The organism is Gibbsiella dentisursi, assembly GCF_039539505.1.
Lineage (GTDB): Bacteria > Pseudomonadota > Gammaproteobacteria > Enterobacterales > Enterobacteriaceae > Gibbsiella > Gibbsiella quercinecans.
This window is the reverse complement of the sequence record NZ_BAABDG010000002.1, coordinates 943,492-970,312: the sequence shown is the minus strand read 5'-3', so window position 1 is coordinate 970,312 and position 26,821 is coordinate 943,492. Positions and strand designations below refer to the sequence as shown.

Here is a 26,821-nt window from a genome sequence, read left to right as displayed (position 1 = left end):
GGCAATGCGGCCAAGCATTGACTCCCCCCGCAACATTATCCATCATGCGGCATACCGGCGGGTATTAACGCTTATCAAAGCGCCCATCCCCGGCCAATGAAGAGTACATCGTGATACAACCTGACTGGTCATACCGTGAAAACGCTAAACGCTAAAAGAAAGCATGCGCCGCTAGATCTGTACGGCGAACGTTTGCGTAACCGTAAACACCTGTTGTCCCCGCGTTTGTATGCGGTTGCCATGTATATCGATCAGCACCGCAGCGCCGTTCTGGATCACACCGCCATTGAGATAGCGGCGGAAACCCACACCTCGGACGCGACAGTGGTGCGGGCCATCCAGGCGTTGGGCTTTTCCGGCCTGCGCGATCTGAAAAACGTGCTGACCAGCTATCTGGGGCAGGCGCTCTCCCCCGCCGCCAAAATGGCCACGACGATCAATGCGTTAAAACCCGACGTTAACGCCAGCATCGACTTTGTGCTGGAGGGTTACCGGGTAACCTGCGAAATGCTGGCCGATGAAAAAAACCGCCGGGCGTTGGCGCAGGCGACGGCCTTGCTGCAAGGGGCGGCGCGCGTAGCGGTGTTCGGGCTGGGCGCCTCCGCCATTCTGGCGGAATACACCGCCCGGCTGTTCAATCGCAATGGCACACCGGCCTATGTGCTCAACCGCACCGGGGTATCCTTGAACGAACAGCTCATCGTCATGGCGCCGGGGGATGTGCTGATCATGATGGCGCAGCGCAGCGCTCACCGCGAAGGCGTCACCACGCTAAATGAAGCCCACCGCCTGGGCATACCGGTGATTTTGCTCACCGGCACCCACGATTCGGCGTTCAGCAAGGAAGCCGATACGGTGATTTTCATTCCCCGCAGCGCGCAGCCGGGGAAAATGCCGGTTCATGGCACCCCGCTGGTCGGCCTGGAGATTTTGGTATTGGCGCTTACCGCCGCTTCCCCGCAGGTACCACTGCAAACCATGAACCGGCTTTATGAGCTGAATAACTCGATAACCAAACCCAAAAAGCCGGTGCGATAACCGCCCGCCGATCGGCAGGCGTTATCGCCCGGCGCGGCATCAGAAGTCGACCGAAGCCTGCACATACATCACCCGCGGCTCGCCGACGCTGACGCGCAGGTTGCCGGCGCTGGATTCGTAGTATTCCTTGTTGAACAGGTTGTTTACATTCAGCTTCAGCTGGGTGTGTTTGCCGATCAGATTATTGTCCCAGGCGACAAACGCATCAGCCACGGTGTAATCCGGCATGGTGAAGCTGTTTTCCGGATCGCCCGCCCGGGCGCCGACATAGCGGCCGCCGCCGCCAACGCGCAGTTCGCCCGGCAGCCAGTTAAAGCGCAGCGTATGGGTAAGGTACAGGCTGCCCATATTGCGTGGCGCGTTCACCAGGCGGTTGCCAACGTTATCCGGGTTGACATCGTCTTCGACGATCTCGGTTTTGTCGTAGCTGTAGTTGGCGATAATGTTCCAGTCCGGCACCGGTTCGCCGTTCAGCTCAAACTCAACACCGCTGGAGCGCGCTTTGGGAATATTGCGCGTTACGCCGTTGATATAGACCGACATATCCTTTTCATCAATACGATACAGCGCCATTGTTGCCGAAAGGGCCGGCGTCACTTGCCATTTGCCGCCAACTTCATAAGTCGTGCCTTTCTCGGTCGCGGCGACGTTGCCGTCGTCGTCGGTCTGCGTCGACGGGGTGAAAGAGCGGCTATAGCTGCCGTAAAGCGATACGTCCGGCGTCAGTTTATACACCAGGCCCAACTGCGGTAAGAAAGTATTACCGCGATCGTTAAGGGTCGATTCCGGCGAGACAAAGCCGCTGCTGGACGTTTGGGTATAACGCTGGAAACGCCCCCCCAGCACGGCGATCCACTTATCGTTCAGATGAATGCTGTCTTTGGCGAACAGTGAACGGCTGTACAGGTTGGTGCGCAGATTGCTGTTGCTGTCGCTATAAGTGCTCGCATTGAGCACGGGCTCCTCGCCATAGACCGGATCGTACATATTGAACGTCTTCGATACCGTACCGCGCCAGGAATAGGCTTTGTAGGTTTCATTTTGTTCATAATCCACGCCCAGCATCAGATCGTGCTGCATTCCCCACAGTTGCGGGCTGCCGCTGACATCCCAGGAGACATACTGCGTCTGGTGATTAAAGCCGCGGTTGGCGTCTGCCCGGCGCGAGACGATGCCGGTGGTGGTATCAATCGCCGTCGCCCGCACTTCATTGCTGTCGTAACGCCGTTGCATCCACGCGTAGTTCAGGTGGGTTTCCCAGGTATCATTCAGCGCCCAACTGCCATTGATATTCAGCCGCTTGTTTTTCCCCCAGGCGTGGTTTGCGCTGTCGTCCAGCCGCTGGTTGTACGGCACATTAACAGGCTTGCCGTCGATAAACGCGGTGCCGCGGTCATACGGAATATCGTATTTATATTCCACATAGCCAATATTGAAAGAGGCGCGATCGCCATACCAACTCAGCGACGGCGCGATCAGGGTGTGTTCGCTCACGCCGAAATTGCGCCAATAGTCTTCGCGTTGGCGTTCAGCAATCATCCGGAATGCGAAACCGTTGCCCAGCGGGCCGGTGACGTCAACCATGCCCGAGCCCCCGCCAAAGCTGCTGGTTTGCCCGCTGATATGGGTATTCCAACTGTACTGGGGCTTTTTGCTGATCAGGTTGATCACGCCGCCGGGGTTGAGGATGCCATACATCAATGAGGCCGAGCCTTTCAGCACTTCGATGCGGTCAATCGAAGCATCCATCGCCAACCCTTGGTTACTGCGAACGCCATCGATAAAAACGGAACCGTCGGAGTTGGCGCCAAAACCACGTTTGACAAAACCGTCTTCTATGCCGCCCAGGGTATTGCCCTGCGCAATGCCACTGACAAACTTAATGGCATCATTAACCTTTTTAACCTGGTAATCCTTGATCACCTGTGGTGTGACCACGCTGATCGACTGCGGCGTTTCATTGCGTGGCGCCGCCGTGCGGCTGCCCGTCGTGCTGCTGTCGCTACTATAGCTGCGGTTGGCATCCGCAGTACCGCCGGCGGCGGTAACGGTGAGCGTTTCATCCGCGGCATGGGCGCCACTACAGATAGCCATCACGCTCAACGCGAGCAGTTTCTTACGTAATACTGGGGGAACGGGAAAAGCAGAAGACAAAAAACAACGGTTAATCATCATGTTATCTCAAAACTCGGGATGAATTCCGTTGATTATAATGGTAATGGATGTAGTAATGCTTATCAAAAGCATTACTGAATTACAGTGCGCATGGTGTATCCCCCTGATTGGCGCCCAAAGCGCCTGGCTCGTTTGATTGATGGGCGTTCTGGCCGGGCGGTGCTATGATTACCACCAAAATGACACGGAGGCGTTGCCATGAAACTCAAACTGTCGCTGGCCCTGCTGGCGTTTATCGCAACCCACGCTGCGGCTTTTCAGGCGAAAATCGCCCCCGAAAGCCAACCGGCAGCGAATGGCGCCGGCGCGACGGAACAGCCTTTTAACGGCTTCCACCTTATGGCGTTGCAAGCGCAGCGCCCTGGTGGTCAGTGCAGCGCTGTATCAATCAATGGCTGCGGCTGCCCCTTCTGCACCCAATTGCGCAACATCGGCCGCTAGGCCTTGAGCCTGGCCACCTTGCTGGGCCAGGGATCGGCAAACTGGCCGCCCGCCGCCCACCAGTCAATTTCTTCCGGCGTGAGAAAGCATTGCCGCAGCGCGGCGGCGAACGGCTCAACCTGATCGCACCGGCCGATGACCGTCAGGCTACAGCGCCGGTCGCCAAAGCGCCCCGGCATGCTCGCCAACTGTTGCTGCAAGATCCGCCGTTCGTCGGCGTTCAACCAGCCATCCTGATGGGCCAGCACGCCCGCCTTCCAATAGCTGATGAACTCCAGGCTGATGCGCCCGGCGGCCTGGTTCCACAGCAGCGCCAGATCGTCCCGGCTCGGCAACCAGAAAAACCCTTTGCTGCGGTGAATACCGGCCCCGAGGTATTGATGATAGGTATCCCACAGGCGCTGGGGATGAAACGGGCGATCGTCTTCAATCACCCGTGATGCGAGAGTAAAGGTTTCGTTCTCGACCTGCTGTTCCAACTCATCCACCAGCCTGGCCACACGATAAAAATCGTAATCCGGCATGGCCAGCACATCGTCCAGCTTCAGGTTACCCCAGCGGGTAGCGACAACCGCCACGCCGGGGTTTATCGGGTGAATAGCATGGGCGACAGCCAACACGCGCGCCGCCGGTAAATGATCGACTTTGGTCAGCAGCAGATGGCTGCAAAACAGGATTTGCTCTGCCAGCAGGTTTTCCATACCGCGCCGCCCCTGCGCCAGACGAGCCTGCCAACGCGGCAACAGGGCGGCGCCCGCGGCGTAGTCGTTATCCAGCATGGCGGCATCCACTAACGAGAGAACCCCTTTCAGCGCCACCCGCGGATGATCGCGCAGCCGCTTAATCAGCGGCAATGGGTGGCTGCTGCCGGAAGTTTCGAGAAAAATATGGTCAAAACGTTGGCTTGCCAGCAAGGTTTCCAGCGCAGCATCCAGCTTTTGGATGCCGCTGCGGCTGCTGATGCTGTCGGCGGCAATCGTCACAAAGTTCTGCTTGTTGGCCGAGACGATCTCGCTGTTGGCAACCAGCACGCCGTCCACGTCCAGAATACTCATATCATTGACAATCACACCGATCGCCAACTTTTGTTGGTTGGCCTGGGCCAGCAGGCTTTTCAGCAGCGTGGTTTTCCCCGCCCCGAGAAAGCCGTTCAGTATGGTTAACGCGGTTCGCGCCATGACTCCTCCGCCCGCAGTGGCTATTTGCGGTAATGTGCCTCTTTGTTTTCCTGCCGGGTTTTCGCATCGATACTCAGTTCGGCGGTGGGCCGCAGCAGCAGGCGGCGCAGGCCAATGGCTTCGCCGGTTTCCCGGCAGTAGCCGTACTCGCCGGCCCTGATGCGCTGCAGAGCTGCATCCAGTTTGGGCAGCAACCGGCTTTCACGGTCGATTTGCCGGAACAGGAAACGTAGCTCCTCTTCACGGGCGGCCTGATCGCCTTCATCGCCCTTGGGTTCGCCGGGCTGAAGCCCGGCCTTCAGTTCATCAATGTGCTGTAATAATGCAGCGCGTTCAGCCAGTAATCGCTGGTGGAAAAACGCCCGTTGCCGAGCGTTCATATACTCCTCCGCGGGCATGGTCAGGATGAGATCTTCTTCTTGTGTTGCGGTTTTTGGCATACCACGCTCCTGGTTAGCTTGGCTTTAATTGGATATGTTATAACATAACAAAACCAAAATACCAGAACAGGAAAACAACCGAGCAACGGGCCAACGGCTTCCCACCATCGGCCCGGCGCGTAAGATGTGCTTTATTCCCAGGCGGCGCTGTGAAAGTCGATTTCCCAGCGCAGCACATCGCCGTACAAGCTTGAAAGCCGCTGCCTTTCATCTTCATCCAGCGCCAGCGCACAGGCATCCAGTTCGGTTTTCAACCTGTTGGCCTGTTGGAAAAACGTGGCCGCTGCGTGCATTTCCACCCACTGGCGCAGATCGTCATCTTGCTGGGGGCGCTGCGCCGCGCGCGCGCACCAGTGGTAATACATCCATTCCGCGCCAAACATCAGGGTGATGATTTCCGGATACCCCCCTTGCCGCGCGGCGTGCAGCATCCCCTGTTGGAAATGTTGTACGCCAACTGGGGCCGGCAGATAGCTCGCCCGGTTGATGCACCGCTTCGCCAGTACCGTTTCAAACCAGCTGATTTGCGTATCCACCAGCTCGTTTAGCCCGCCGATAAGCCAGCGCTGGCGTTCCGTATCCGGCGCATGGCTTATCCCCAAAGCCAAAATCGCCACGGCGGTGGCGACAAAATCACCTTCATAAACCAGGTAACGGTCAAACACTGCCGCCGGTAGAACGTCGTTTTCAATCGCACGCACAAAACGGTGCTGCTGCATGGCTTGCCACCCCGTTTGGTGTTCGCGCAACAGGCGTTCGCTGAACGATTCCATCATGCCTCCAACGCCGTTTTCGCCACGGACATAAAGTGTTTAACCCGCGCCGGCTCCACCGGGTTCCACCACACCCCGTCCTGTTTCAGCGCGCTGGCGACGATCACCCCTTGGGTACGGCCCAGGATCTCAACCACATTGCCAGGGGTCACGCCCGAGCCCACCAGCAAAGGTAAGGACGTCGCGCTGCGTATGTCGTCAATTTCACTGAGCGTGGCGCTGTCGCCGGTGCGCTGCCCGGTGGCGATCACCGCATCCGCTTCAAAAAACTCAACGTCACGGGTTAATTCCGCAATGGCGCGATCGGCGACGATCGCATGGCTGCCGTGTTTAACATGGCTGTCGGCAAAAACCCGGATGTGCTCGGCCCGCAGTTGGCTGCGGTAGCGCAGGGCCTTCGCCGCCGCACCTTCAATAAACCCTTCGTTGGCGATGTAGGCATTGGCCCACTGATTAACGCGAATAAAATCCGCGCCGCCGGCCAGCGCCGTCGCCAACGCGGGGATAGCGGCATTGGCCAAAACATTAATCCCCAGCGGCACCTGAAACCGACGGCGGATATTATCGGTAATCACCGCCATCAACGCCGCAGTTTCCGGGCCGATATCTTCGGGTTTGGAAAATGGAATATCGCCATGATTTTCTATAATCAAACCGTGAACACCGCCGGAAAGATAATTTTCAGCATCATATAAAGCGCGATCGATAATATCACTCACTGTTTTACCACGGTATTTTGGAGCCCCAGGGAAAGGCGCACAGTGAATAACGCCAATCACTGCTTTACTTCGTGAAAAAATATCTTGAATAGCGCTGTTTTTTTCTGCTGATATAGAACCCATCATTGACCTCTTATTAAAAGGAAATGGTTATGCATATCTATGTTGCCGGTAATATTACCGTGGATGAAACCTGGCAATGTGAAACATTGCCCATCAAAGGTGAATCCCTTCTGGGTAAAAAGATCTTGCAGGATATCGGCGGCAAAGGAGCAAACCAGGCCATTATTTTATCCCGCTGCGGGCTACCGGTCACTTTAATTGCCGGGCGCGGCGACGATCATTACGGGCAGTGGATAAAAGAGAATCTCCGTAATGAAACGCTGGCATTTTACCCGCCCACCCCATTAGCCACACATACCGATACCTCTATTATATTGACTACCGCCGATGGCGATAATGCGATCGTGACCGGCAGTGAAGCCGCCGAACGGCTGACGACGGAGATTATCCTCCAGGCGTTGGGCCAGGCCCAACCGGGGGACGTGCTGTTGCAACAGGGCAATTTCTCCGTCGCAAAAACCCGTGCGCTGTTCGCCTTTGCCCGTCAGCGAAAGATGCTGACGGTATTTAACCCCTCACCGGTGCAGGCCGGCTTTGCCGCCTTGTGGCCGCTGGTGGACATCGCCGTGCTTAACGAGCACGAAGCCCGCCTGCTGGCGCCCGATCCGGCCACAACCCAGGTGGTGATCACCCAAGGCCCGCAGGGCGCGGTGCTTTATCACCAGCAGCAGCGCACGCACGTGCCCGCCTGCCCCGCCGCCGCCGTCGACACCACCGGCGCTGGCGATACCTTCCTGGCCGTGATGCTGGCCTCTGCCTTGTTGCGCGGCGGCCTGCCCGACAAGTTGGCGCTGCTGCACGCCAGCCGTGCCGCCGCGCTCACCATCGGCCGCCGCGGCACCTACCGGGCATTCCCCAACGGCGCCACGCTGGCGGCGCTGCTGCATAGCGGGCAATAAAGCGGGTTATTTAAACAGCGAGCGGTAAGCATCCACGTTGGCTTTTGTCACCACCGTAGCCGGCACCAGAATGTTTTTTTCCACGCTTTGGCCGCTGGTTAGCGCATTAAGCGCTTTCACCGCTTCACGGCCCATGGTTTCAGGATCCTGCTGCAACACGGCGGCCACGTAGCCGGCATCAATGCCGCTGATAGCGCGGGCAGTCAGATCCCAACCAAAGACCTTGATATCCCCTTGTTTACCCTGATTTTCCACCGCCGCAATCGCGCCAAGCAGCGCCGGCTCGCCGGTGGCATAGATAGCGGTAAGATCCGGGTTGCCGGTGATCAGGTTTTCTGCCGCCGTCATGGCGTCGTCCTGAATATTACGCCCATCCACCACATTGGCGACGGAAATACCGCTATGGCCTTTCAGGGTGTCTTCAAAGCCTTTTTGGCGGGCATTTTGGATCGCGGAATTGAGCGCGCCGACAATACCGATGCGCGCTTTGCCGGCGCTGTTTTTATTTACATAATCGAGGAAGTAGTTGCCGATAATTTTCCCGCCTTCGATATTATCTACGCCCACCTGGGAAGCCTGCGGCCCGGCAGGCAGAACGGCATCAATAGCAATGACCGGGATATTTTTCGCGGCGGCTTCTTTTACCGCAGGCATAATGCCATTAACATCAATAGCATCCACCAGGATCCCCTTCACCCCCTGCTGAATATAATTTTCGATCGCATCGTTTTGCGCTACGGGGTTATCGTTGGCATTAAAAATAACCAGGTTTTTGCCCGTGGCTTTGGCCTCTTCCTGGGCGCCTTTATTCATCAGATTAAAAAATAATGCCTGCTGGTTAATTTGCACCAGTGCGTAGGTGGGGGCGGCGGCAATCGCTTTGCCGATAAATAAAGCAGAGATAACCAGTGCGCTGGTAATAAGCCGTTTATTTCCGGTGTTGAATAACATGATAAATGCCCTCGATAAAAGTTGATTCCCCCGGCCGCACGGCAGCAGTGGGATGTTTTTTAGCGGGCAAATAGCGGAGCGCAGCGCCAAAAAAGGCGCGGAGGCAACAAAACAAAGCGGCTTTTCCTCTGGCACTCCGTTGGCAGTGAGGGAAAGCGAAAGCCGGCACGGCTTCGGGAACAGGTTAATAAAATTCTCTGTTTAACGCCTATTGTCAAGTAATAATTTCCTCACTGCCCGCGGGGCGACAAAAAGCTGTATGCCGGCGGGTTTTTTATGTTACTGGTAATATCCGGTAGCCACCGATGACGCAGTCTGGCTCTTTCATGCTTCACGTTGCAGATGCGTTGCCGCCCTTGCGCAACTCGAATTATTTTGGGTATATGATTAAAAAACGGGTTTTACTTGCCGACGTCGCGAACCTGGCCGGGCTTTCCAAGGCCACCGTATCGCGCTATCTCAACAACAGCCTTGTCCTGCCGCAGCAAACTGCAGCGCGGATAGAGGCGGCTATCCATCAGCTAGATTATCGCGGCAACAGCCTGGCACGGCGCCTAAGCAAAGGGGGCAGCGAAACCCTGGGGCTGGTGCTGCCGGACATCACTAACCCGTTTTTCGCCGAACTGGCGGACGCCGCGGAAGAAGCCGCATCGGCGCAGGGCTACAGCCTGGTGCTGTGCGTCACGCGTAACGATCCGGAAAAAGAGCGTCAGTTTATCCGCTGGCTGGATACCTGCCAGGTGGATGGCTTACTGTTCACCACCAACCGCCCGGACGACGGGCTGCTGCGCCGCGAGATCCAACGCCACTCGCGCATTGTTCTGCTGGACGAAGACATCCCCGGCAGCCGCGCCCCGAAAGTGTTTGCCGATAACCAACAGGGCGGGCGGATCGCCACCGAGCAGTTGATTGCCGCCGGCCACCGGCGCATCGCCTTCGTCGGCGGGCCGGACGCGCTGATGAGCGTGCGTGAACGCTATCAGGGGTTTTGCGAGGCGCTAGAACAGGCTGGCCTGCAGTGCCCACCGGAGTGGGTGATGCATGGCGAATACCAGCGCACCTACGGCACCGATGCGCTGAATATCCTGTTCAGCGCACGGGAAAAACCCACCGCCATCTTCGCCGCCAGCGATTATCTGGTGCTCGGTATCCTGGACGGGCTGCGCGCGCGCAACCTGCGGGCGCCGGAAGCGCTCTCCGTGGTCGGCTTTGATGACGCCAGCTACGCAGACTTTACCCAACCGCGAATCTCGACCATCCGCCAGCCGGCCCACCAGATGGGCCACACCGCCGTCACGCTGATGCTGCGTTTGCTGCATGGCGAAACGGTGCCCGAACTGACGCGCCTGCCGGTGGAATGGATCGCCCGGGATTCCATTCTTCCCCTGCCCGCCGCGCGCTAAAATAGCGCAAATATTGCACGCTTTTAGCGCAACGGCATCGCCCCGTTGCCTGGCCTTCCCTGCATTTAGTAAACCGGTTTACTCACCTACCCGATTTTATTGAATGATTATCATGCCGTTAGCGGTTTCTGCACGCCCCTTTGGCCGATTTGGCATGCTTGCTGCTTTAGCCCGGTTGGCGAACAAATAGCGAACATCGCGGGAAAAGCAGTAACCGCCTTTTACGTGTCACTTTTTAGTAAACCGGTTTACATGATGTGGATCGGTCACGTGGCACCCGGCGGCACCGGCACAGCAGCATCCACCGTCAACAGACCTTGGGAGTACTGGCATGCAACAACAGGCAATCCCCGCCCGCGTCGAAATGGTGAACATCACCAAGACGTACGGCTCGATACGCTCCTTACGCGGCGTTAACCTGCGTCTGGCCCCCGGTGAAGTGCTGGGGCTGGTGGGTGACAACGGCGCCGGTAAATCAACGTTAACCAAAATACTGTCCGGCGCGGTGGTGCCAACCAGCGGCAGTATTCGGATCGACGGCGCCGAGCAGCAGTTTCTCTCACCGGCGGACGCCCGCCGCTGCCATATCGAAATGGTGTATCAGGATCTTTCGCTGTGCGACACCGTGGACGTGGCCGGCAACCTGTTCATGGGGCGCGAACCCACCAAAAAGATCCTCGGCGTGCCCTTTCTCGATCAGGAAAAAATGCACGCCGACGCACGGGAAATGCTTAAAGGGCTGGGGATCTCGATTCCCGATACACGCCTGATGGTGCGCAACCTTTCCGGCGGCCAGCGGCAGGCGATCGCCATTGCGCGCGCGGCGGCGTTTTCGCCCAAGGTGCTGATTATGGATGAACCCACCGCCGCCCTGGCGGTGGCGGAAGTCGAAGCGGTGTTGGCGCTGATCAAACGCGTCAGCGCCCGTGGCGTCAGCGTTATTTTGATCACCCACCGCCTGCAGGATCTGTTTCTGGTCTGCGATCGGATCATGGTGATGTACGAAGGCACCAATACCGCAGATCGCAATGTCGCAGACACCGATCTGGGGGAGATCGTCAATCTTATCGTGGGCGATAAATTCACTGCCCATTCGGCTCGCGCCCATTAAGGGAATCAACGATGAGTATGATTAATATGACCAGCCCGCGCATGCGCCAACATTCATTGCCCAAGCGAATATTGCATAACCACTCCGGCGTGGTCAGCATCGCGCTGTTTTTTATCTTCTGCTGCGTGGTGTTTTCGCTGATCACCAGTAATTTCCCAACCGGGAACAACTGGCTGAATATCATTCGACAAACCGCGCCGCTGCTGATTGTCGCCAGCGCCATGACCTTCGTCATCACCACCGGCGGGATCGATCTTTCCGTCGGTTCCACGCTGGCGCTGGTGGGCGCGCTGTCGGCCATCGCCCTGAATCAGTGGGGGCTGCCCTGGCCGGTGGTGCTGATCGGCGGGCTGTTGGTCGGCGCGCTGGTGGGGCTGATCAACGGCTTTTTTATCGCCTGGGAAGGCATACCGGCGTTTATCGTCACCCTGGCGACGCTGGCAGTGGTGCGCGGGATCGCATTGCTGATCACCCAAGGTTATTCTATCCCTATCCCGGCAGACAGCGCCTTTACCTTTATGGGCCGGGCCTGGGTGCTGGGTATTCCGATGCCGGCGCTGATTGGCATTGTGGTGCTGATCGTCGCGCATATCGCACTGAACCATATGCGCTTTGGCCGTTATGTCACCGCGATCGGCGCCAATGCCGAAGGCGCGCGCCGCAGCGGCATCAACACTAAAGCCGTCACCCTGCGGGTCTATATGCTCAGCGGCATGGCCGCCGCGTTGGCCGGGATGATCATCACCGCCCGCCTGGGCAGCGGCTCCTCCAACCAGGGCGAGGGCTTTGAATTGCAGGTGATCGCGGCGGTGGTGCTGGGCAGCACCAGCCTGTTCGGCGGCTTTGGCACCATTATCGGCACCCTGTTGGGCGCACTGTCCATCGCCGTGATTCAAAACGGGCTGATCCTGTCGCACATCTCACCGTTCTATACCCAGATCGCCACCGGCACCATTATTCTGCTGGCCATCTGGCTGAACACCCGCATCCTGAACCCAACGCGTTCACCGGCAAAGGGGTAGGCCATGAAAGGATCGATTTTTCGCCACCCGGAACCGCTGCCGGTCGGCGTCGGCAGCGGTTATGTGATGACGGTGCTCGGCCCGCTGCCGGTGGCGCAGATGGGCGTAACGCTGATGCATGAGCATATTTTACTGGATGCCGCCGGCAAATGGGTGCCGCCCTGCTGCTGCAGCGAACGGCACATCGCGGAAATGCCGGTGCGGATGGAAAACCTGGGCGAACTGTCCCTCAATCCGTTGATGAGCAGAGACAACTGCCAGTTGTTCGACGTCGATTTGGCCATTGAAGAGCTGATGAAATATCGGGCGCTGGGCGGGGAAACGGTGGTGGATCCGACCAACATCGGCATCGGCCGCGATCCGAAGGCGCTGCAGCGCATTTCAAGGCTCAGCGGGCTGAATATCATCATGGGAACCGGGCTATACCTGGAGCCTTCGCACCCGCAGTGGGTCAAGGAGATCGGCGTCGACGCCCTTGCCGAAAAGCTGATTTATGATCTGGGCGGGCGGGAAGAAAAACCCGAGGTGATCGCCGGGCTGATCGGCGAGATCGGCATTTCCAGCCGCTTCACCCCGGATGAAGAAAAATCGCTGCGTGCCGCCGGGCGCGCCAATGCCGCAACCGGCGTGCCCATCGAAGTGCACCTGCCGGGCTGGGAGCGCCTGGGGCATAAGGTGCTGGATATTTTGGCGGAAGAAGGCGCCGATCTGCACCATACCGTGCTTTGCCATATGAACCCCAGCTTCGCCGATAAAGCCTACCAGCGCAGCCTGGCCGCTCGCGGGGCGTTCCTGGAGTACGACATGATCGGCATGAGTTATTACTATGCCGATGAAGCCGCCCAGTCCCCTTCCGATGAAGAAAACGCCCGCGCCATCCGCGAACTTATCGATGACGGTTTTATCCATCAGCTGTTGCTGTCGCAGGATGTCTTTTTGAAAACCATGCTCACCCGCTACGGCGGCCACGGTTATGGCTACATCCTTAAGCACTTTGTGCCGCGTTTGCGCCGCCATGGCATCAGCGGCGAACAGTTGGAAACGCTGATGATCACCAATCCGCAGCGTGTTTTTGGCGGGTAACAAGGAGAAAATAATGCAAAAGACAGTATTACTGGTCGGTGAGTCCTGGAACAGCAGCGCCACCCACGTAAAGGGCTTCGATCAGTTTTTTACCTCCACCTGGCACAGCGGCGCGGATGCCTTTCTCGACGCGCTGGCGGACAGTGACTATCAGATCACCCATATGCCGGCCCACGAAGCGCAGAGCCGTTTTCCAACCACGCTGGCAGCGTTGCAGCAGTGGGACGTGATTATCCTTTCGGATATCGGCGCCAACACCTTGCTGCTTCATCCGGATACCTGGCTGAAAAGCCGCCGCACGCCGAACCGGCTGGCACTGTTGCACGACTACGTCGCCGCAGGCGGCAACCTGATGATGATTGGCGGCTACTTCAGCTTCCAGGGCATTAACGGCGCGGCGCGTTTTCGCAATACGGCCGTTGAAAAGGTATTGCCGGTGCGTTGCCTGCCCTGGGATGACCGGGTGGAAGTGCCGGAAGGCTGCTACCCCGAGCTGCTGGCGCAGCACCCGGTGTTGGAAGGGCTGCAAGGCGAATGGCCGTGGTTGCTGGGCTATAACGAAGTGGAAATGCACCCCGAGGGGCAACTGCTCGCCACGATAGCCGGCAGCGGCCACCCGCTGATCGCAGTGCGCGAGTATCAGCACGGGCGTTCGCTGGTCTGGACCAGCGATATGTCGGCCCACTGGCTGCCGGAAGAGTTCAGCGCCTGGGAAGGCTACCGCCGCCTGTGGATCAACTGCCTGAATTGGTTAACCCGCGTATGCTGATGAACGATGCCGCTCTTGCGCTGGCCAGGCAGCTATTGGGCTTTAATACCATCAATCCGCCGGGTGACGAACAGGCCTGTATGGCGTTCCTGGCCGGCTGGCTACAGGCCCGCGGCTTTGAGGTGGCGCTGCATGAATTCGGCGATAAGCGCGCCAATCTGGTTGCCGTCATCCCCGGCCAACAGGCCGGAGCGCCGCTCGGCTTTACCGGGCACCTGGACACGGTGCCGTTAGGCAATCAGCCGTGGCGCTACGATCCTTTCGGCCATGATGTGGAAGACGGCAAACTGTATGGCCGCGGCGCGAGCGATATGAAAGCGGCGATTGCCGCGTTTGCCTGCGCCTGCGTGCGCCACCGCCAGCAGATCCAGGCGGGCTGCGGCGTGGTGTTGTTGCTAACGGGCGGGGAAGAAACCGGCTGCGACGGCGCCAAAGCGCTGATGCAACACGGCCCGCTCCCCGCGCTCGGCGCGTTGATCGTCGGCGAGCCGACCGCCAACTACCCGGTGATCGGCCACAAGGGCGCGCTTTGGCTGCGTTGTGAAACCCAGGGCAAAACGGCGCACGGCGCCATGCCGGAATTGGGCATCAATGCCATTTATCTGGCGGCGGACGCGCTGGTGAAAATCCGGCATTTTTCCCCCGGGCCGCCCCATCCGCTGATGCGCCAACCCACGCTGAACGTCGGCAGGATCCAGGGCGGCTTGAATATCAATTCGGTTCCCGACAGAGCGGCGTTCGACGTCGACATCCGCACCGCCCCCAATCTGCAACACGATGAAATCTGCGGCCGGCTGCACAGCCTGCTGGGAAGCGGCGTTAGTCTGTCGCCGCTGGTCGATCTGCCGGCCGTGCTGACGGAAGCCGACACGCCCTGGATCCAAACCCTCTACCGGCTATGCCAGCCCTACCATGATGCGCCGCTGGCGCCGCGCATCGTGCCCTATTTTACCGATGCCTCGTTGCTGTTGCCGGCGCTTAACCACCCACCCTGCGTGATTATCGGCCCCGGCGAGCCGGCCATGGCGCACCAGACGGATGAATATTGCGAGCTGGAAAAACTCCGCCACGCCGAAGAACTGTACGGCGACATTATTTTATCCTGGATGAATAAACAGTAACGGTGAAAAACAGCCTGCCTATATACCCAAAATAATTCGAGTTGCAGGAAGGCGGCAACGCAGCGAATCCCCAGGAGCTTACTCCAGTAAGTGACTGGGGTGAGCGAGGAAAGCCAACGCATCTGCAGCTTGAAGTATGAAGGGTATAGCGGGTTAACGCCACTTTGCCCATGCATGACTGTGCATGGGCTGCGGCCCTGCGCGAAAAAACCAGGAAAATTAACGCCCGCCTAATAATTAATTCTACATTGAATAACACATGATAGAAATTATCTTTATAAAAAATTCATTAAAAAGTAATCAGGTAGAATTATTGCTATTATCCTGCCACTAATTGATGAATACCATGAGTTAAGAATGAAATAATGAGTTATTTCATTTCAAAAAATAACAGCACTTTTCGTCGAGCCAAAATAAAAATAACGGCGTAGGGTCACTATTACGTTGTTTATTGAATAAGGCATGCGCTGTGGAAGAAACAATTATTGCATCACTGCTGCCCATCGTCGTGACGCTATTTCTTGGTTTTTTTGCCGGCTGGCACCATGATTTCGACTCCAAACAGGGCGCGGTGCTTAACCGCATGGTGATGTTGTATGCCCTGCCGCTAACGCTGTTTGCCGGCATGATGGGGGTGGAACGTGCAACGCTTCTGCAACAGGGCACCATGGCGCTGCTGCTGGTGATCGGTATGGTGGGCGGCTACGCCGCCGTTTTTATCGTCTCGCGCTATCTGTTCCGCGTTGCCAGTAAAGTCGCCGCCTTGCAGGCGCTGGCGATCGCCGGCCCGGCGGTGCCTTTTGTGGGCGTGCCGGTGCTGGGCTTCCTATACGGTGGGTTAAGCACCGTGCCGATAGCATTATGCAGCATCATAATGAACCTGGTTCAGGTGCCCATTACGCTGCTGATACTTTCACACGGCGCCGCAGATTCGGCCGGCGGGAATAAAACCTTTCTCGCCAATATTAAGACGACGCTCAAAGAACCGGTCGTGTGGTCGCCTATTTTAGCGTTTATACTGCTGCTGTTGAACGTGCATATTCCAGGCCAAATTCGCTCATCGTTGCAATTATTGGGTAGCGCCACCGGTGGTGTGGCGCTATTTGCCTCCGGGATTATTTTATATTCCTATCACGTCAGCCTGAACCTGACGGTGGTGCTTTCCGTACTGGCGAAAAATATTCTGCTGCCGGGGCTAATCCTGCTGTGCGGGCTGGCGATGGGCGTCATCGGCAATACGCTGAATATTTCCGTGGTTACCCTGGCGATCCCAACGGCGTCCATTTGCGTCATTCTGGCGGTGCAATATCACACCGCCGAGCAGGAAATGGCATCCACATTATTTTTCAGCACCATTTGTTCGATTATCACCATGGGCGGGCTGCTCATCTATTTGCACTAAGAGCGCCGCCCAACAGCGTTGTTACACGGTTATTTGGGCCTTGGCCCGCGCGCAAAGCCGCCAGGGTACACACCTTCTTTAACGGAGAGTTGAGATGAACACACCGAATAGCAAACAGAAGAATGTCGCAGAATTTATTGTCTCTTGTCTGGAAGCCGAAGGCGTTAAATACGTCTTTGGCATCCCCGGCGAGGAAAATATCAAACTGGTTCGCGCCGTCGCCGCGTCCGAACATATCCGCTTCATTCTGGTGCGCCATGAGCAAGGCGCTTCCTTTATGGCGGATATTTACGGGCGCTTAACCGGCCGGGCCGGGGTTTGCACGGCCACGTTGGGGCCGGGCGCCATCAACCTGCTGCTCGGCACCGCCGATGCGCAAACCGATTCCAGCCCGCTGGTGGCGATTTCCGCCCAGGTCGGCCTGAACCGCATCTATAAAGAATCGCACCAGATTGTCGATCTGGTTTCCATGTTCAAACCGATCACCAAATGGGCCGATGTGGTGCTGACGCCGCATGCCGTGCCGGAAATGGTGCGCAAGGCCTTTGCGCTGGCGCAGGAGGAACGCCCCGGCGCCACCTACCTGGCGATCCCGCAGGATGTGGAAAGCGCCGTCATGCCCGCAGAACTGCGGCCATTAACGCCAACCCGCGCCACACAAACCTACCCTTCTCCGGCCGCGGTCGAAAGCGCCGTGGCGCTGTTGCGCGCCGCGCGCAACCCGGTGATTCTGGCCGGGCACGGGGTTGCCAGAACCGGCTATGCGCCGGCGCTGGAAGCCTTTGCCGAACGTTACCACCTTCCGGTCGCCACCACCTTTATGGGCAAGGGTGTGATTAGCGATCGCAATCCTCTGGCGCTGGGGGTGATTGGGTTTATGCAGCACGACTATGAAAACTTCGCCTTTGATCAAGCGGACCTGATCTTATCCGTCGGTTATGAGCTGCAAGAGTTTGCCCCAGAGCGCATGAACCCGCACGGCGATAAAAAAATCATTCACGTTAATACGTTTTCGCCAGACACCGATGCGCATTACAGCGTGGACGTCAGCATTGAAGCCGATATCGGCCTGTGCCTGGCGGCGCTGGCCGGGAAGCTGGGCGACAGCCCACTGAAAGCGCAGGAAAACGTGGCGAAGATCCGCGATTTGCTGAGTAATGAGCTGAAAAAAGGCCAGGCCAGCAGCGATTATCCGCTAAAACCGCAGCGTATCGTTGCCGATATCCGTGCCGTAATGGGTGACAACGATATCGTGCTGGCGGATACCGGGGCGATAAAAATGTGGATGGCGCGTTTGTATCCCACCTACCAACCCTTGACCTGCCTGATTTCCAACGGCTTGTCCACCATGGCGTTTTCCCTGCCGGGGGCGATTGGCGCCAAGCTGGCCTGCCCGGAACGCCAGGTTCTGGCGGTGATGGGGGACGGCAGCTTTATGATGAACTCACAGGAAATCGAAACGGCGGTGCGTGAAAAGATCCCGCTGACGGTGCTGATCTGGGTTGATGAAAGCTATGGCCTGATCAAATGGAAAATGGATATCGAAGAAGGCTCCCACGACAGCGTGGATTTCACCAACCCGGACTTTGTGAAATACGCCGAAAGCTTTGGCGCCAAAGGCTACCTGATTGACAGCGCGCAGGCGCTGCGCCCGACGCTGGAAAAAGCCCTGCGGGAAAACGGCGTCTCGGTGATCGCCTGCCCGGTCGATTACAGCGAAAACATGAACCTGATTAACACCCTGGGCCAGCTTAGCATCGCCCTGTAAGCCCTGCAGCGCCCCTGTCAGACACCGGCAGGGGCAGTTCAGCCGCCCACCGGCAGGGTTTGCCGTTTGGCGCCCAGCAGCCACAGCGCCGCAAGATTATAGGCGGCGCTTTCCAGCAAGTTACTTGCTTCACGCAGCGCCTGCTCATAGGCGATCACCCCAGGCACCAGCGAAAACGCCGCCGTTAACCCCAACGTATACAACTGTTCATAGCCGGCGCCCAAACTGCCGGCCAGCACCACGCACGGGCAACCTTGCGCCGCCGCCCGGCGCATTATCCCCGCCGGCGCCTTGCCGTTGGCGGTTTGCGCGTCAATGCGCCCTTCCCCGGTGATCACCAGATCGGCGCCCTGCAGATGATTATCAAAATCCAACGCATCAAGGATCACCTCGATCCCCGGCCGCATATGCGCGCCCAACAGCGCAATCAGGGCGGCGCCCAGCCCACCGGCGGCGCCCGCGCCTGGATAATCGGCAATACGCTGGCCGGTTTGCGTGCTGATGACAGCGGCAACATGCTGCAAATTCGCCTCCAACTGCGCCAGCATGGCCGGCGTGGCCCCTTTTTGCGGCGCGAAAACCGCCGTTGCGCCGCGCGGCCCCACCAGCGGGTTGGTCACATCGCAGGCCACCTGGAGCGCCACGTGGCGCAGGCGCGGATCCAGCCCGTGGGTGTCGATCGCCGCCAGCGCGTTTAACGCCCCGCCGCCGCGGGCGATCTCTTCGCCCTGCGCATTGCGGCAACGGGCGCCCAACGCCTGCAACATGCCGATGCCGGCATCATTGGTGGCGCTGCCGCCCAATCCAATGATGATGTGGCTCACCTGATGATCCAGCGCCGCGCGGATCAGTTCCCCAACGCCAAAGCTGGTGGCCAGCAACGGGTTACGGCTTTCCGGCGCCACCCATTGCAGGCCGCAGGCAGCGGCCACTTCGATCACTGCCGTCTGCCGATCGCCCAACAGGCCAATGAATCCGGCCACTGGTTCCCCCAGCGGCCCGGTGACCGGCACCGGCACTTTCCGGCCGCCGGTGGCCGCCAACAGCGCATCGACAGTGCCTTCGCCGCCATCCGCCACGGGCAGCTTCACCGTTTCCACCCCCGGGATCGCCCGTTGCACTCCGCGCGCGATCGCCTCCGCCACGGCACTGGCGCCAAGGCTTTCCTTAAAAGAGTCTGGTGCAATAATCACTTTCATCGGCCGTCCTCCCTGTGCGTCAGAAACGTGGCACCAACATACCGCCGTCAGCGCTGATGGTGTGCCCGGTCAGGTAAGGCATACCGCCGCTGGCCAGGGTTTTAACGATCGTGCCGATCTGGCCCGGAGTGCCCAGCGCGGGGAGCAACGTCAGCCCGGCATCAACCCGCTGCTGGTAGCTTGCCAGCGACGGCTGCGTCATTTCCGTCACGATCAGGCCGGGCTGGATATCAAATACCTGCACCCCGGCCTCGGCCAACCGCCCGGCAAACAGTTTCGCCACCATGGCGGCGCCCGCCTTGGAAACACAGTATTCGCCGCGGTTGATTGAGGCCGCCACCGCATTTGACGAGGAGACAACGATCAGACTGTAGTGCAGATGCGCCGCGAGCGGGCCCGCCAGCAAGCGCCTGGCGAACGCCTGGCAAAAGAAAAACGCCGCCCGCGTGTTAACCGCCTGGCAGCGATCGTAGCTTTCCGGCGTAACCTCAAGCAGATCACCGCGCTGCAACACCGAAACCCCGGCGTTATTCACAAAGGTGGTTAGCGGCCCCAACGCGGCCTCCGCCCGTTCGAGCATCGCGGCATGCTGGCTGATATCCGCCACGTTCCCCGGCACCGCCAGCGCTTGCACGCCGCAGCCGGCCAGGCGCGCAACCGCGGCGCGCAGCTCGTCGGAATCCTGATAGTCATTCAGCGCAATGTGGAAACCAGCCTGCGCCAACTGCCAGGCAATTTCAAAACCGATACCGCGGCCACCGCCGGTAATAAAGGCCACCTGTTGAGTCTGTTGTTCCATCACTGTTACCTAAATGTTTGATAAAAGTGCCAGGAAGCATAGCGCCAATATCGCCATTTTGTAAATATATAGTTACTTACTTATCTTGTTTAGGATCCTTATTGCAGGGATATGAAACTGTTAGCGTTGATTCGCCGATGTTTTGTGATTGATATCCCAAACACAGGTAAAAACCGGCGCCACCAAGCCGATAATAAAAATCATTAAAATCATAAAACTAGCTTATTTCCCCAGCGATCAAAGAGGGAAAAACGCGCTATGCCATCCGCTATAAAAAATCCCACTAACCGTTTTTAAAACAGATGGTTAACTAAAAAATAAATCACAATTCAGGCAGGAATAAACACCGCCGCCGGGGAGAATTGCCATTTGATCACCTGGGTGTTATATCATCACTTGTAAGTAATTAGTTACTTACATGTAAATAAAAAAATACCCTACCCACTGTACCCGAAGGCTTCACCACAACAGGAACCAACGCCATGTCATTTATTAAAAATTTCATCGAAAAAAGCGTGGTTAGTCGCCGTGAATTTATTCTGAAAAGCGCGCTCGGCCTGGGGAGCGTAGCCGCATTACCGCTGAGCGCGCCGTTGTCGAAAGCCTTTGCCGCCAGCGCGCAACAATTCACCCTCGCCTGGGGCTACCGCGATCCCGACAACGCCTACTGGAACGCGATTGCCGCCGGCGGGCGCGCCTATGCCCAAAGCCAGAACGCCGATATGGTCAGCCTGATCAACGGCGGGAACAATGAAAAAGTGCTTTCGGATGTCAAAGCGCTGCTGGCCAAAACCCAGGGGAAACTGGCGCTGGCCGCCGACGCCAACGATGCGCCCAACGCCCGTGCGGTGGTGACGGCCTGCCAGGAGCGCGGCGCTTTCATCAGCACCATCTGGAACAAAACCGACGATCTGCACCCCTGGGACTTCGGCGATAACTATGTGTGCCACATTAGCTGGTCGGATTACGAACCGGCGCAACAGTGCGCCCAGATCCTGTTTGAGGCGATGGGCAACAGCGGCGGTATTGTCGGGCTGGGCGGCATCGCCTCCAACATTCCGGCCATTGAGCGCAAGGCCGGGCTGATGCAAAAATTGAAGGAACACCCGGAGATCAAACTGCTCGATTGGCAGGATGCCGACTGGAGCACCTCCAAGGCCAATGACATGATGGCCACCATGCTGACCCGCTTTGGCGACGACATTAAAGGCATTTTCTCCGCCAACGACAGTATGACCCTCGGGATTATCGAAGCGCTACGCGCTGAAGGCCTGGCCGGGCAGATCCCGATTGTGTCCTACGACGGCACCCCCGACGTTGTCAAGCTGTGCATCGCAGGCGAGGTGCTGTGTACCGTCAGCACCAGCCCCTACTGGGCCGGCGGCATCGCGCTGTCGTTGGCGCACCATGCCGCTATCGGCAGTTTTAAACCTTCGGCGGAACCCCACGAACACCGCGAATTTTATGGCCCCACGGTGTTGATTACCAAAAATGACGCTCAACAGTGGTACAAGGAAAATATCGACAACACCCCAACCGTTGACTGGAATAATTATTGGGCGCAGTCAAAAGGACAAATTAAATACCGCAACTTATAAACCGTTGCCACACGCCAAGGATCAATCGCTACTTGTTAATAATATAGCCAAAATAATTCGAGTTGCAGGAAGGCGGCAACGCAGCGAATCCCCAGGAGCTTACTGGAGTAAGTGACTGGGGTGAGCGAGGAAAGCCAACACACCTGCAACTTGAAGTATGAAGGGTATACCTTTATAAAAGGTGGAATATGTCACAATTGCATGTTAAAGACCTATTGCGCAAATGGGCGCCGGTGATGGTGTTATTAATGCTCTGCATAATAATTAGCGCCATTAACCCCAGCTTTTTATCCATGCGCAATTTCTCACGTATTATGACCGCCACCGCGGCGCCGTTAATGGTCGCATTAGGCATCACCTTTATCATTATCATGGGCTCAATCGACCTTTCCATTGAGGGCGTTTTAGCATTCAGCGGCGCATTGCTGGCAATGATGATGATTCACTGGGGAGGATTTACCGGGCTGGGTTATCTCGCTATTCCGGCTACCTTATTATTGTCCGCCGGCCTGGGGCTACTGACCGGTATTATTCATATCAAACTTAAAATCCCCTCTTTTTTGGTTAGCCTGGGGGTTGGCTTTAGCCTGGTGGGCGCCACCATGGTGATCACCGGCGGGGAGCGTATTCCGCTGGCGGATCCGGTATTCCGCCTGCTGCTGACCGAGCGTTATCTTGATTTCCCGCTGATGGTGTATTTGGCCTGGATCGGCTTTTTTACCGCCTGGTTTATCCAGGAGTACACCGCGCTGGGGCGCAACTTCTATGCGGTGGGCGGCGGTGAGCACCTGGCCTACGCCTCGGGGCTGCACGTTAATCGTATCCGCGTGCTGGGCTTTGCCCTGGCCGGCGCGTTCTATGGCCTGGGGGCGATTTTCGCCGTGGCACGCCTGGGATCGGTGGCCAGCAACCTGGGCGATGGCTACGCCTTTGTGGCGATTACCTCGGTGGTGGTCGGCGGCACTTCGCTGATGGGCGGCAACGGCGGGGTCTGGCAAACGTTGATCGGCGTGCTGATCATCAACGTTATCAACAACGGCATGGTCCTGGTGGGTTTCCCCACCTATATCCAGCAGGGGGTGTTGGGCGCCCTGGTGATTGTGGCCGTGGCGCTGGTTACCCAGCGTAAACGCTTACAAATTGTGAAGTGATCATCATGCTTGAATTCAAAAATGTAGGAAAGACCTTCCCAGGCGTAATTGCCTTGCAAAACATCAATCTGCAAATAAAACCCGGCGAAATCGTCGGGCTGGTCGGCGAGAACGGCGCGGGTAAATCAACGCTGATGAAAATTATCTACGGCGCCTATCAGCATGACAGCGGCGAGGTGCTGATCGACGGTAAACCGGTGGTACTGCGCACGCCGCGCGAAGCCATGATGAAAGGCATCGGCATGGTGTTTCAGGAACAATCGCTGATCGCCAACCTGACGGTGATGGAGAATATCTTTCTGGGTTTTGAGCAGCCGTTTAAAACCCTGGGCGTGATTAACTGGAAACGCATGGCGAAAGCCGCACGCCAGCAATTGGCCAAGGTAAAGCTGGATATCGATCCAAAAACCATTACCGCCGAATTGTCTTTTACCCAACGGCAATTGGTTGAGCTTGCCAAAGTGCTGACGCTGGAAGAACGCAGCGATGGCCAGCTGATTATTTTACTTGATGAACCAACATCGGTATTACCTGCAAAAGAGATTGATATTCTTTTCGATTTAGTGCGCGAATTAACCAGCCGCGCTTCATTTATTTTTGTCTCGCACCGAATGGATGAAGTTATTAACCTGGCCGATCGCATTTATGTCATGAAAGATGGGCAAATAATGGACATGGTTACACGTGATAAATTTGACGTCGCGGCAATCCAGCGTAAAATGGTCGGCCGTGATATTGATCAGCGTTATTTTCGTGAACATCGGAAAGTGGCTTATAACGCCGAGAAATTATTACTCGAGCTAAAAAATATCAGTTTGCCGGGCCACTACAGCAATATTTCATTACGCCTGCACGCCGGGGAAGTATTAGCGCTGGTAGGCACCGAAGGCGCCGGCACCGAAGAAATTATTCGCACCGTTTTTGGCCTGGCGCAGCCCGAACAAGGCGAAGTCACGATTTATGGCAAACCGGTTAAGGCATTTTCCCCGGCCTACAGCATCAGCCGGGGGGTCGGTTATATCCCCCGCGAACGCAAAGTCGAAGGTATTGTGGAAGGCATGTCGGTGGCGGAAAACATCACGCTGGCCAACCTGCACGACTACGCGCGCGCCGGCGTGCTGGCGATAAACACCGAGCGCCGGCTGGCGCAGGAATGGGTCAGGAAACTGGCCGTCAAAACAGCGTCCATTGATACCCAGTGCGGCAAACTCTCCGGCGGCAACCAGCAAAAGGTGGTGTTGGCCAAATGGCGCACCGCAGGCGCCAGGATCATTTTGCTCGATCACCCCACCCGAGGGCTGGATATCGGCGCCAAGGAGGATGTGTACGATCTGGTGCGTGATTTCACCGATGAACAGTGCGGCGTGTTGCTGATTGCCGATTCACTGGAAGAGGCCATCGGCCTCGCTCATACCATCATCGTGTTTAAGGATGGCAAGCGGATGCAGCAGTTCGATTGCTGTGGGGCCAATCCCCCCGGCCAATATGACTTGTTGCAGCATATCGTATAGATTACAGAGGTCTGACCCCGATGAAAATTAATCGTACCGAGCCGCTCGTCCTCGCCGCCGCCAACCCGGCGCAGAGCAAAAAACGCCTGGATGCTGTTTCGTTCGACACACTAAAACGTTACCTGCCAATCCTGACCCTGGCCATTCTGGTTATGCTGGTGAGCCTGTATAACCCCGATTTTCTCCTGCTCAACAACCTATTCCAACTGCTGCAGGATGCTTCTACGCTGTTTATCATGGCGCTGGGCATGACGTTCGTTATCTATATCGGCGGCATCGATCTGTCGGCGCAATCGATCGCCAGCATGTCGACGGTGGTGCTGGTGGTGCTGCTGACGCAGATCGGCATTCTGGCGCTGCCCGTCGCTCTACTGGGCGGCGCGCTGTTCGGCTGCATTTCCGGCTGGGTGCACACGCGCTTTAAAATCTCTTCATTCATCACCACTCTGGCGATCGGCGGCGTGGCCTACGCCACCGGGCAGGTGCTCTCGGGCCAGCGCGCCTTCTATATTCCGGCGGATATTCGCAATGAAACCGTCGGCTGGATGACCGGCACCCTGTTTAGCCTCCCTAACGAGATCGTGATCGCCACGGTGTTGCTGCTCGGCGCACTGTTCGTTGAGCGCAGAACCACGCTCGGGCGCCAAATGAAGGCCATCGGCGCCGGCGAAGCCGCGGCCTGGGCCAGCGGCGTGAAGGTGATGAAAGTGAAAATCATTACCTTCGCCATCGCCGGCGCGTTTTCCGCTTTCGCCGGCATCCTGTTGGCGGCCCGCCTTTCCGGCGCCTCGCCGACCATGGCAGACCAATTTTTGTTACCCGCCATCGTCGCCGTGTTGCTGGGCGGCACGCCGCTGACCGGCGGTGTCGGCGGGGTTCTCAATACGCTGATCGGCACGTTAATCGTGGCCGTTATTCGAACCAGCATGACTTATTTGAACGTGGAAGCACAGGCGCAGCAAATCTTCTTCGGCGCGCTGATGATCGTTGCCATCGCTTTCACTATCGACCGTTCAAAAATGATTACCGTAAAATAAATAGAGGAAAAATTTATGATCCCAGCCACAATGAAAGCCGCCGTGCTGACCGCACCGCACCACTTTGAGATCCAGCAGGTGGCCGTGCCCGAATGCGGCGAAGACGAGGTGCTGATTCGCGTTTCGCACTGCTCGGTCTGTGGCACCGATATGCACATTTTCAACGGCCACTACTCGGCGGACAAACTGCCGTTAATCCCGGGCCACGAGTTTGCCGGCGAGATCGCCGCCACCGGCGCACGGGTTTCCGACATCAAGCTGGGCCAACGGGTGATCGCCGATATCAATATCGGCTGCGGCCACTGCTTTTACTGCCGCCGCAATGAGATCCTCAACTGCAAAGACGTGCAGCAAATCGGCATCCACCGCAACGGCGCCTTTGCCGAATACGTGGCGGTGCCGGCGCACCTGGTGATCCCGATCGAAGATAGCCTGTCCTACAGCGAAGCCTGCCTGACCGAGCCGTTCTCCTGCGTGGTGCGCGCCCACAAAAAAATCCGCCTGAGCGTTGCCGAATCCGTGGTCATCATCGGCGCCGGCGCCATCGGCAACATGCATATTCAACTGGCGCGCCTGCTAGGCGCCGCGCCTATTATCGCCGTGGAATTGAACCCGCAGCGCGCCGAGCTGGCGAAACGCTGCGGCGCCGATGAAGTGATCACCAACCCCGAAGGGGCGCTGGAACGCATTCAAAGCCTGACGCAGGAGCGCGGCGCCGATGTGGTGATCGAAAGCGTCGGCCACCCGATGCTGTACCAACAGGCGTTGACCTTTATGCGCCCCGGCGGGCGGCTGCTGGCATTCGGCCTGACCGATGCGGCCACCGACATTGCGGTTAAACCGCATGACATCATTTTGAAGGAACAGGGCATTCAGGGCAGCGTGGCCGGGATGGGGGAAGATATGTATCAGGCGCTGCAGTTGCTAAGCCACCAGCGCTTTGATACCGAACCGTTCTGCTCGGGCATTCGGCCGCTGGATAGTATTCAGCAGGTGTTCGACGAGCTGAAAGCCGCGCCGAAGTACCTGAAAATGCAGATACAAATCGCCGCTAACTAAGCCTCGCTTTGCCGCGCGATCGGCAAAGCATCATCCGCGGGGGCAGCCGAA

At 57.6% G+C, this 26,821-nt stretch carries 24 protein-coding genes; 16 read left to right on the top strand and 8 right to left on the bottom strand.

Annotation, left to right across the window (positions count from 1 at the left end; translation table 11 throughout):
- Positions 1 to 135 precede the first annotated feature (135 nt).
- Positions 136 to 1,038, top strand: a complete 903-nt coding sequence (locus ABFX35_RS04820; RefSeq protein ID WP_279026986.1) for a MurR/RpiR family transcriptional regulator — start codon at positions 136 to 138, stop codon at positions 1,036 to 1,038.
- A gap of 39 nt (positions 1,039 to 1,077) precedes the next feature.
- On the opposite strand, the gene ABFX35_RS04815 is transcribed toward ABFX35_RS04820, so the two are convergent.
- On the bottom strand, positions 1,078 to 3,132 hold the full coding sequence (locus ABFX35_RS04815) for a TonB-dependent siderophore receptor (protein WP_346079506.1): 2,055 nt from the start codon (positions 3,130 to 3,132) through the stop codon (positions 1,078 to 1,080).
- Between the two features lie 279 nt (positions 3,133 to 3,411).
- On the opposite strand from ABFX35_RS04815, the gene ABFX35_RS04810 reads away from it, so the two are divergent.
- The gene (locus tag ABFX35_RS04810) at positions 3,412 to 3,654 is read left to right on the top strand and encodes a hypothetical protein (protein WP_346079504.1); all 243 of its coding nucleotides are present in this window, start codon (positions 3,412 to 3,414) and stop codon (positions 3,652 to 3,654) included.
- On the opposite strand, the gene ABFX35_RS04805 is transcribed toward ABFX35_RS04810, so the two are convergent.
- The 4 genes from ABFX35_RS04805 to ABFX35_RS04790 form a co-directional block, all read right to left on the bottom strand.
- On the bottom strand, positions 3,651 to 4,832 hold the full coding sequence (locus ABFX35_RS04805; protein ID WP_346079502.1) for a CobW family GTP-binding protein: 1,182 nt from the start codon (positions 4,830 to 4,832) through the stop codon (positions 3,651 to 3,653). The genes ABFX35_RS04810 and ABFX35_RS04805 overlap by 4 nt on opposite strands.
- 20 nt (positions 4,833 to 4,852) lie before the next feature.
- A complete protein-coding gene (locus ABFX35_RS04800; RefSeq protein WP_346079500.1) occupies positions 4,853 to 5,272 on the bottom strand; it encodes a TraR/DksA C4-type zinc finger protein in 420 nt (139 codons plus the stop codon).
- Between the two features lie 131 nt (positions 5,273 to 5,403).
- Entirely contained in the window at positions 5,404 to 6,045 is a 642-nt protein-coding gene (locus tag ABFX35_RS04795) for a TenA family protein (RefSeq protein WP_279026998.1), read from the bottom strand.
- Positions 6,045 to 6,887, bottom strand: coding sequence for a BtpA/SgcQ family protein (locus tag ABFX35_RS04790; RefSeq protein ID WP_279026997.1), 843 nt, complete (start codon positions 6,885 to 6,887; stop codon positions 6,045 to 6,047). The genes ABFX35_RS04795 and ABFX35_RS04790 overlap by 1 nt, the downstream gene beginning before the upstream one ends.
- Positions 6,888 to 6,916: 29 nt before the next feature.
- On the opposite strand from ABFX35_RS04790, the gene ABFX35_RS04785 reads away from it, so the two are divergent.
- Positions 6,917 to 7,786, top strand: a complete 870-nt coding sequence (locus tag ABFX35_RS04785) for a ribokinase (protein WP_346079498.1) — start codon at positions 6,917 to 6,919, stop codon at positions 7,784 to 7,786.
- A 6-nt stretch (positions 7,787 to 7,792) separates the two neighbouring features.
- On the opposite strand, the gene ABFX35_RS04780 is transcribed toward ABFX35_RS04785, so the two are convergent.
- Positions 7,793 to 8,740: an ABC transporter substrate-binding protein gene (locus tag ABFX35_RS04780; protein ID WP_346080854.1), complete on the bottom strand. Its 948-nt coding sequence runs from the start codon at positions 8,738 to 8,740 to the stop codon at positions 7,793 to 7,795.
- Between the two features lie 380 nt (positions 8,741 to 9,120).
- Here ABFX35_RS04780 and ABFX35_RS04775 point away from each other — a divergent pair, with 380 nt between their 5' ends.
- From ABFX35_RS04775 to ABFX35_RS04740, 8 genes are all read left to right on the top strand, one after another.
- On the top strand, positions 9,121 to 10,140 hold the full coding sequence (locus tag ABFX35_RS04775) for a LacI family DNA-binding transcriptional regulator (protein WP_346079495.1): 1,020 nt from the start codon (positions 9,121 to 9,123) through the stop codon (positions 10,138 to 10,140).
- A 364-nt stretch (positions 10,141 to 10,504) separates the two neighbouring features.
- A complete protein-coding gene (locus tag ABFX35_RS04770) occupies positions 10,505 to 11,251 on the top strand; it encodes an ATP-binding cassette domain-containing protein (protein ID WP_346080851.1) in 747 nt (248 codons plus the stop codon).
- A 20-nt stretch (positions 11,252 to 11,271) separates the two neighbouring features.
- Positions 11,272 to 12,273, top strand: a complete 1,002-nt coding sequence (locus ABFX35_RS04765) for an ABC transporter permease (protein ID WP_346080849.1) — start codon at positions 11,272 to 11,274, stop codon at positions 12,271 to 12,273.
- Positions 12,274 to 12,276: 3 nt separating this feature from the next.
- A complete protein-coding gene (locus ABFX35_RS04760; RefSeq protein ID WP_346079493.1) occupies positions 12,277 to 13,356 on the top strand; it encodes a phosphotriesterase family protein in 1,080 nt (359 codons plus the stop codon).
- Positions 13,357 to 13,369: 13 nt separating this feature from the next.
- Positions 13,370 to 14,125 (top strand): glutamine amidotransferase, encoded by a 756-nt coding sequence (locus ABFX35_RS04755; RefSeq protein ID WP_346079491.1) that lies wholly within the window; start codon positions 13,370 to 13,372, stop codon positions 14,123 to 14,125.
- Entirely contained in the window at positions 14,125 to 15,246 is a 1,122-nt protein-coding gene (locus ABFX35_RS04750; RefSeq protein ID WP_346080847.1) for a M20 family metallopeptidase, read from the top strand. The genes ABFX35_RS04755 and ABFX35_RS04750 overlap by 1 nt, the downstream gene beginning before the upstream one ends.
- A gap of 469 nt (positions 15,247 to 15,715) precedes the next feature.
- Positions 15,716 to 16,648: an AEC family transporter gene (locus tag ABFX35_RS04745; protein WP_346079489.1), complete on the top strand. Its 933-nt coding sequence runs from the start codon at positions 15,716 to 15,718 to the stop codon at positions 16,646 to 16,648.
- Between the two features lie 94 nt (positions 16,649 to 16,742).
- A complete protein-coding gene (locus tag ABFX35_RS04740; protein WP_279028305.1) occupies positions 16,743 to 18,416 on the top strand; it encodes an acetolactate synthase large subunit in 1,674 nt (557 codons plus the stop codon).
- Positions 18,417 to 18,454: 38 nt separating this feature from the next.
- On the opposite strand, the gene ABFX35_RS04735 is transcribed toward ABFX35_RS04740, so the two are convergent.
- Both ABFX35_RS04735 and ABFX35_RS04730 read right to left on the bottom strand, forming a co-directional pair.
- Positions 18,455 to 19,615, bottom strand: coding sequence for a glycerate kinase (locus ABFX35_RS04735; RefSeq protein ID WP_346079487.1), 1,161 nt, complete (start codon positions 19,613 to 19,615; stop codon positions 18,455 to 18,457).
- Positions 19,616 to 19,634: 19 nt separating this feature from the next.
- Positions 19,635 to 20,414, bottom strand: a complete 780-nt coding sequence (locus ABFX35_RS04730; RefSeq protein ID WP_121525191.1) for a 3-ketoacyl-ACP reductase — start codon at positions 20,412 to 20,414, stop codon at positions 19,635 to 19,637.
- Positions 20,415 to 20,896: 482 nt separating this feature from the next.
- Here ABFX35_RS04730 and ABFX35_RS04725 point away from each other — a divergent pair, with 482 nt between their 5' ends.
- The 5 genes from ABFX35_RS04725 (at position 20,897) to ABFX35_RS04705 (ending at position 26,770) form a co-directional block, all read left to right on the top strand.
- Positions 20,897 to 22,012, top strand: a complete 1,116-nt coding sequence (locus ABFX35_RS04725; protein WP_346079485.1) for a sugar ABC transporter substrate-binding protein — start codon at positions 20,897 to 20,899, stop codon at positions 22,010 to 22,012.
- A 188-nt stretch (positions 22,013 to 22,200) separates the two neighbouring features.
- On the top strand, positions 22,201 to 23,163 hold the full coding sequence (locus ABFX35_RS04720; RefSeq protein ID WP_121525193.1) for an ABC transporter permease: 963 nt from the start codon (positions 22,201 to 22,203) through the stop codon (positions 23,161 to 23,163).
- A gap of 5 nt (positions 23,164 to 23,168) precedes the next feature.
- Positions 23,169 to 24,674: a sugar ABC transporter ATP-binding protein gene (locus tag ABFX35_RS04715; RefSeq protein WP_346079483.1), complete on the top strand. Its 1,506-nt coding sequence runs from the start codon at positions 23,169 to 23,171 to the stop codon at positions 24,672 to 24,674.
- Between the two features lie 20 nt (positions 24,675 to 24,694).
- On the top strand, positions 24,695 to 25,711 hold the full coding sequence (locus tag ABFX35_RS04710) for an ABC transporter permease (RefSeq protein WP_095845043.1): 1,017 nt from the start codon (positions 24,695 to 24,697) through the stop codon (positions 25,709 to 25,711).
- 15 nt (positions 25,712 to 25,726) lie between these two features.
- A complete protein-coding gene (locus ABFX35_RS04705) occupies positions 25,727 to 26,770 on the top strand; it encodes a zinc-dependent alcohol dehydrogenase (RefSeq protein ID WP_346079481.1) in 1,044 nt (347 codons plus the stop codon).
- Positions 26,771 to 26,821 lie beyond the last annotated feature (51 nt).

Coding starts and splice junctions, on each gene's coding strand:
- ABFX35_RS04815 (WP_346079506.1), bottom strand. CDS start 3,132: ATGGCTATCTGTAGTGGCGCCCATGCCGCGGATGAAACGCTCACCGTT.
- ABFX35_RS04810 (WP_346079504.1), top strand. CDS start 3,412: ATGAAACTCAAACTGTCGCTGGCCCTGCTGGCGTTTATCGCAACCCAC.
- ABFX35_RS04805 (WP_346079502.1), bottom strand. CDS start 4,832: ATGGCGCGAACCGCGTTAACCATACTGAACGGCTTTCTCGGGGCGGGG.
- ABFX35_RS04800 (WP_346079500.1), bottom strand. CDS start 5,272: ATGCCAAAAACCGCAACACAAGAAGAAGATCTCATCCTGACCATGCCC.
- ABFX35_RS04795 (WP_279026998.1), bottom strand. CDS start 6,045: ATGGAATCGTTCAGCGAACGCCTGTTGCGCGAACACCAAACGGGGTGG.
- ABFX35_RS04790 (WP_279026997.1), bottom strand. CDS start 6,887: ATGGGTTCTATATCAGCAGAAAAAAACAGCGCTATTCAAGATATTTTT.
- ABFX35_RS04785 (WP_346079498.1), top strand. CDS start 6,917: ATGCATATCTATGTTGCCGGTAATATTACCGTGGATGAAACCTGGCAA.
- ABFX35_RS04775 (WP_346079495.1), top strand. CDS start 9,121: ATGATTAAAAAACGGGTTTTACTTGCCGACGTCGCGAACCTGGCCGGG.
- ABFX35_RS04770 (WP_346080851.1), top strand. CDS start 10,505: ATGGTGAACATCACCAAGACGTACGGCTCGATACGCTCCTTACGCGGC.
- ABFX35_RS04760 (WP_346079493.1), top strand. CDS start 12,277: ATGAAAGGATCGATTTTTCGCCACCCGGAACCGCTGCCGGTCGGCGTC.
- ABFX35_RS04755 (WP_346079491.1), top strand. CDS start 13,370: ATGCAAAAGACAGTATTACTGGTCGGTGAGTCCTGGAACAGCAGCGCC.
- ABFX35_RS04750 (WP_346080847.1), top strand. CDS start 14,125: ATGAACGATGCCGCTCTTGCGCTGGCCAGGCAGCTATTGGGCTTTAAT.
- ABFX35_RS04740 (WP_279028305.1), top strand. CDS start 16,743: ATGAACACACCGAATAGCAAACAGAAGAATGTCGCAGAATTTATTGTC.
- ABFX35_RS04735 (WP_346079487.1), bottom strand. CDS start 19,615: ATGAAAGTGATTATTGCACCAGACTCTTTTAAGGAAAGCCTTGGCGCC.
- ABFX35_RS04730 (WP_121525191.1), bottom strand. CDS start 20,414: ATGGAACAACAGACTCAACAGGTGGCCTTTATTACCGGCGGTGGCCGC.
- ABFX35_RS04725 (WP_346079485.1), top strand. CDS start 20,897: ATGTCATTTATTAAAAATTTCATCGAAAAAAGCGTGGTTAGTCGCCGT.
- ABFX35_RS04720 (WP_121525193.1), top strand. CDS start 22,201: ATGTCACAATTGCATGTTAAAGACCTATTGCGCAAATGGGCGCCGGTG.
- ABFX35_RS04715 (WP_346079483.1), top strand. CDS start 23,169: ATGCTTGAATTCAAAAATGTAGGAAAGACCTTCCCAGGCGTAATTGCC.
- ABFX35_RS04710 (WP_095845043.1), top strand. CDS start 24,695: ATGAAAATTAATCGTACCGAGCCGCTCGTCCTCGCCGCCGCCAACCCG.
- ABFX35_RS04705 (WP_346079481.1), top strand. CDS start 25,727: ATGATCCCAGCCACAATGAAAGCCGCCGTGCTGACCGCACCGCACCAC.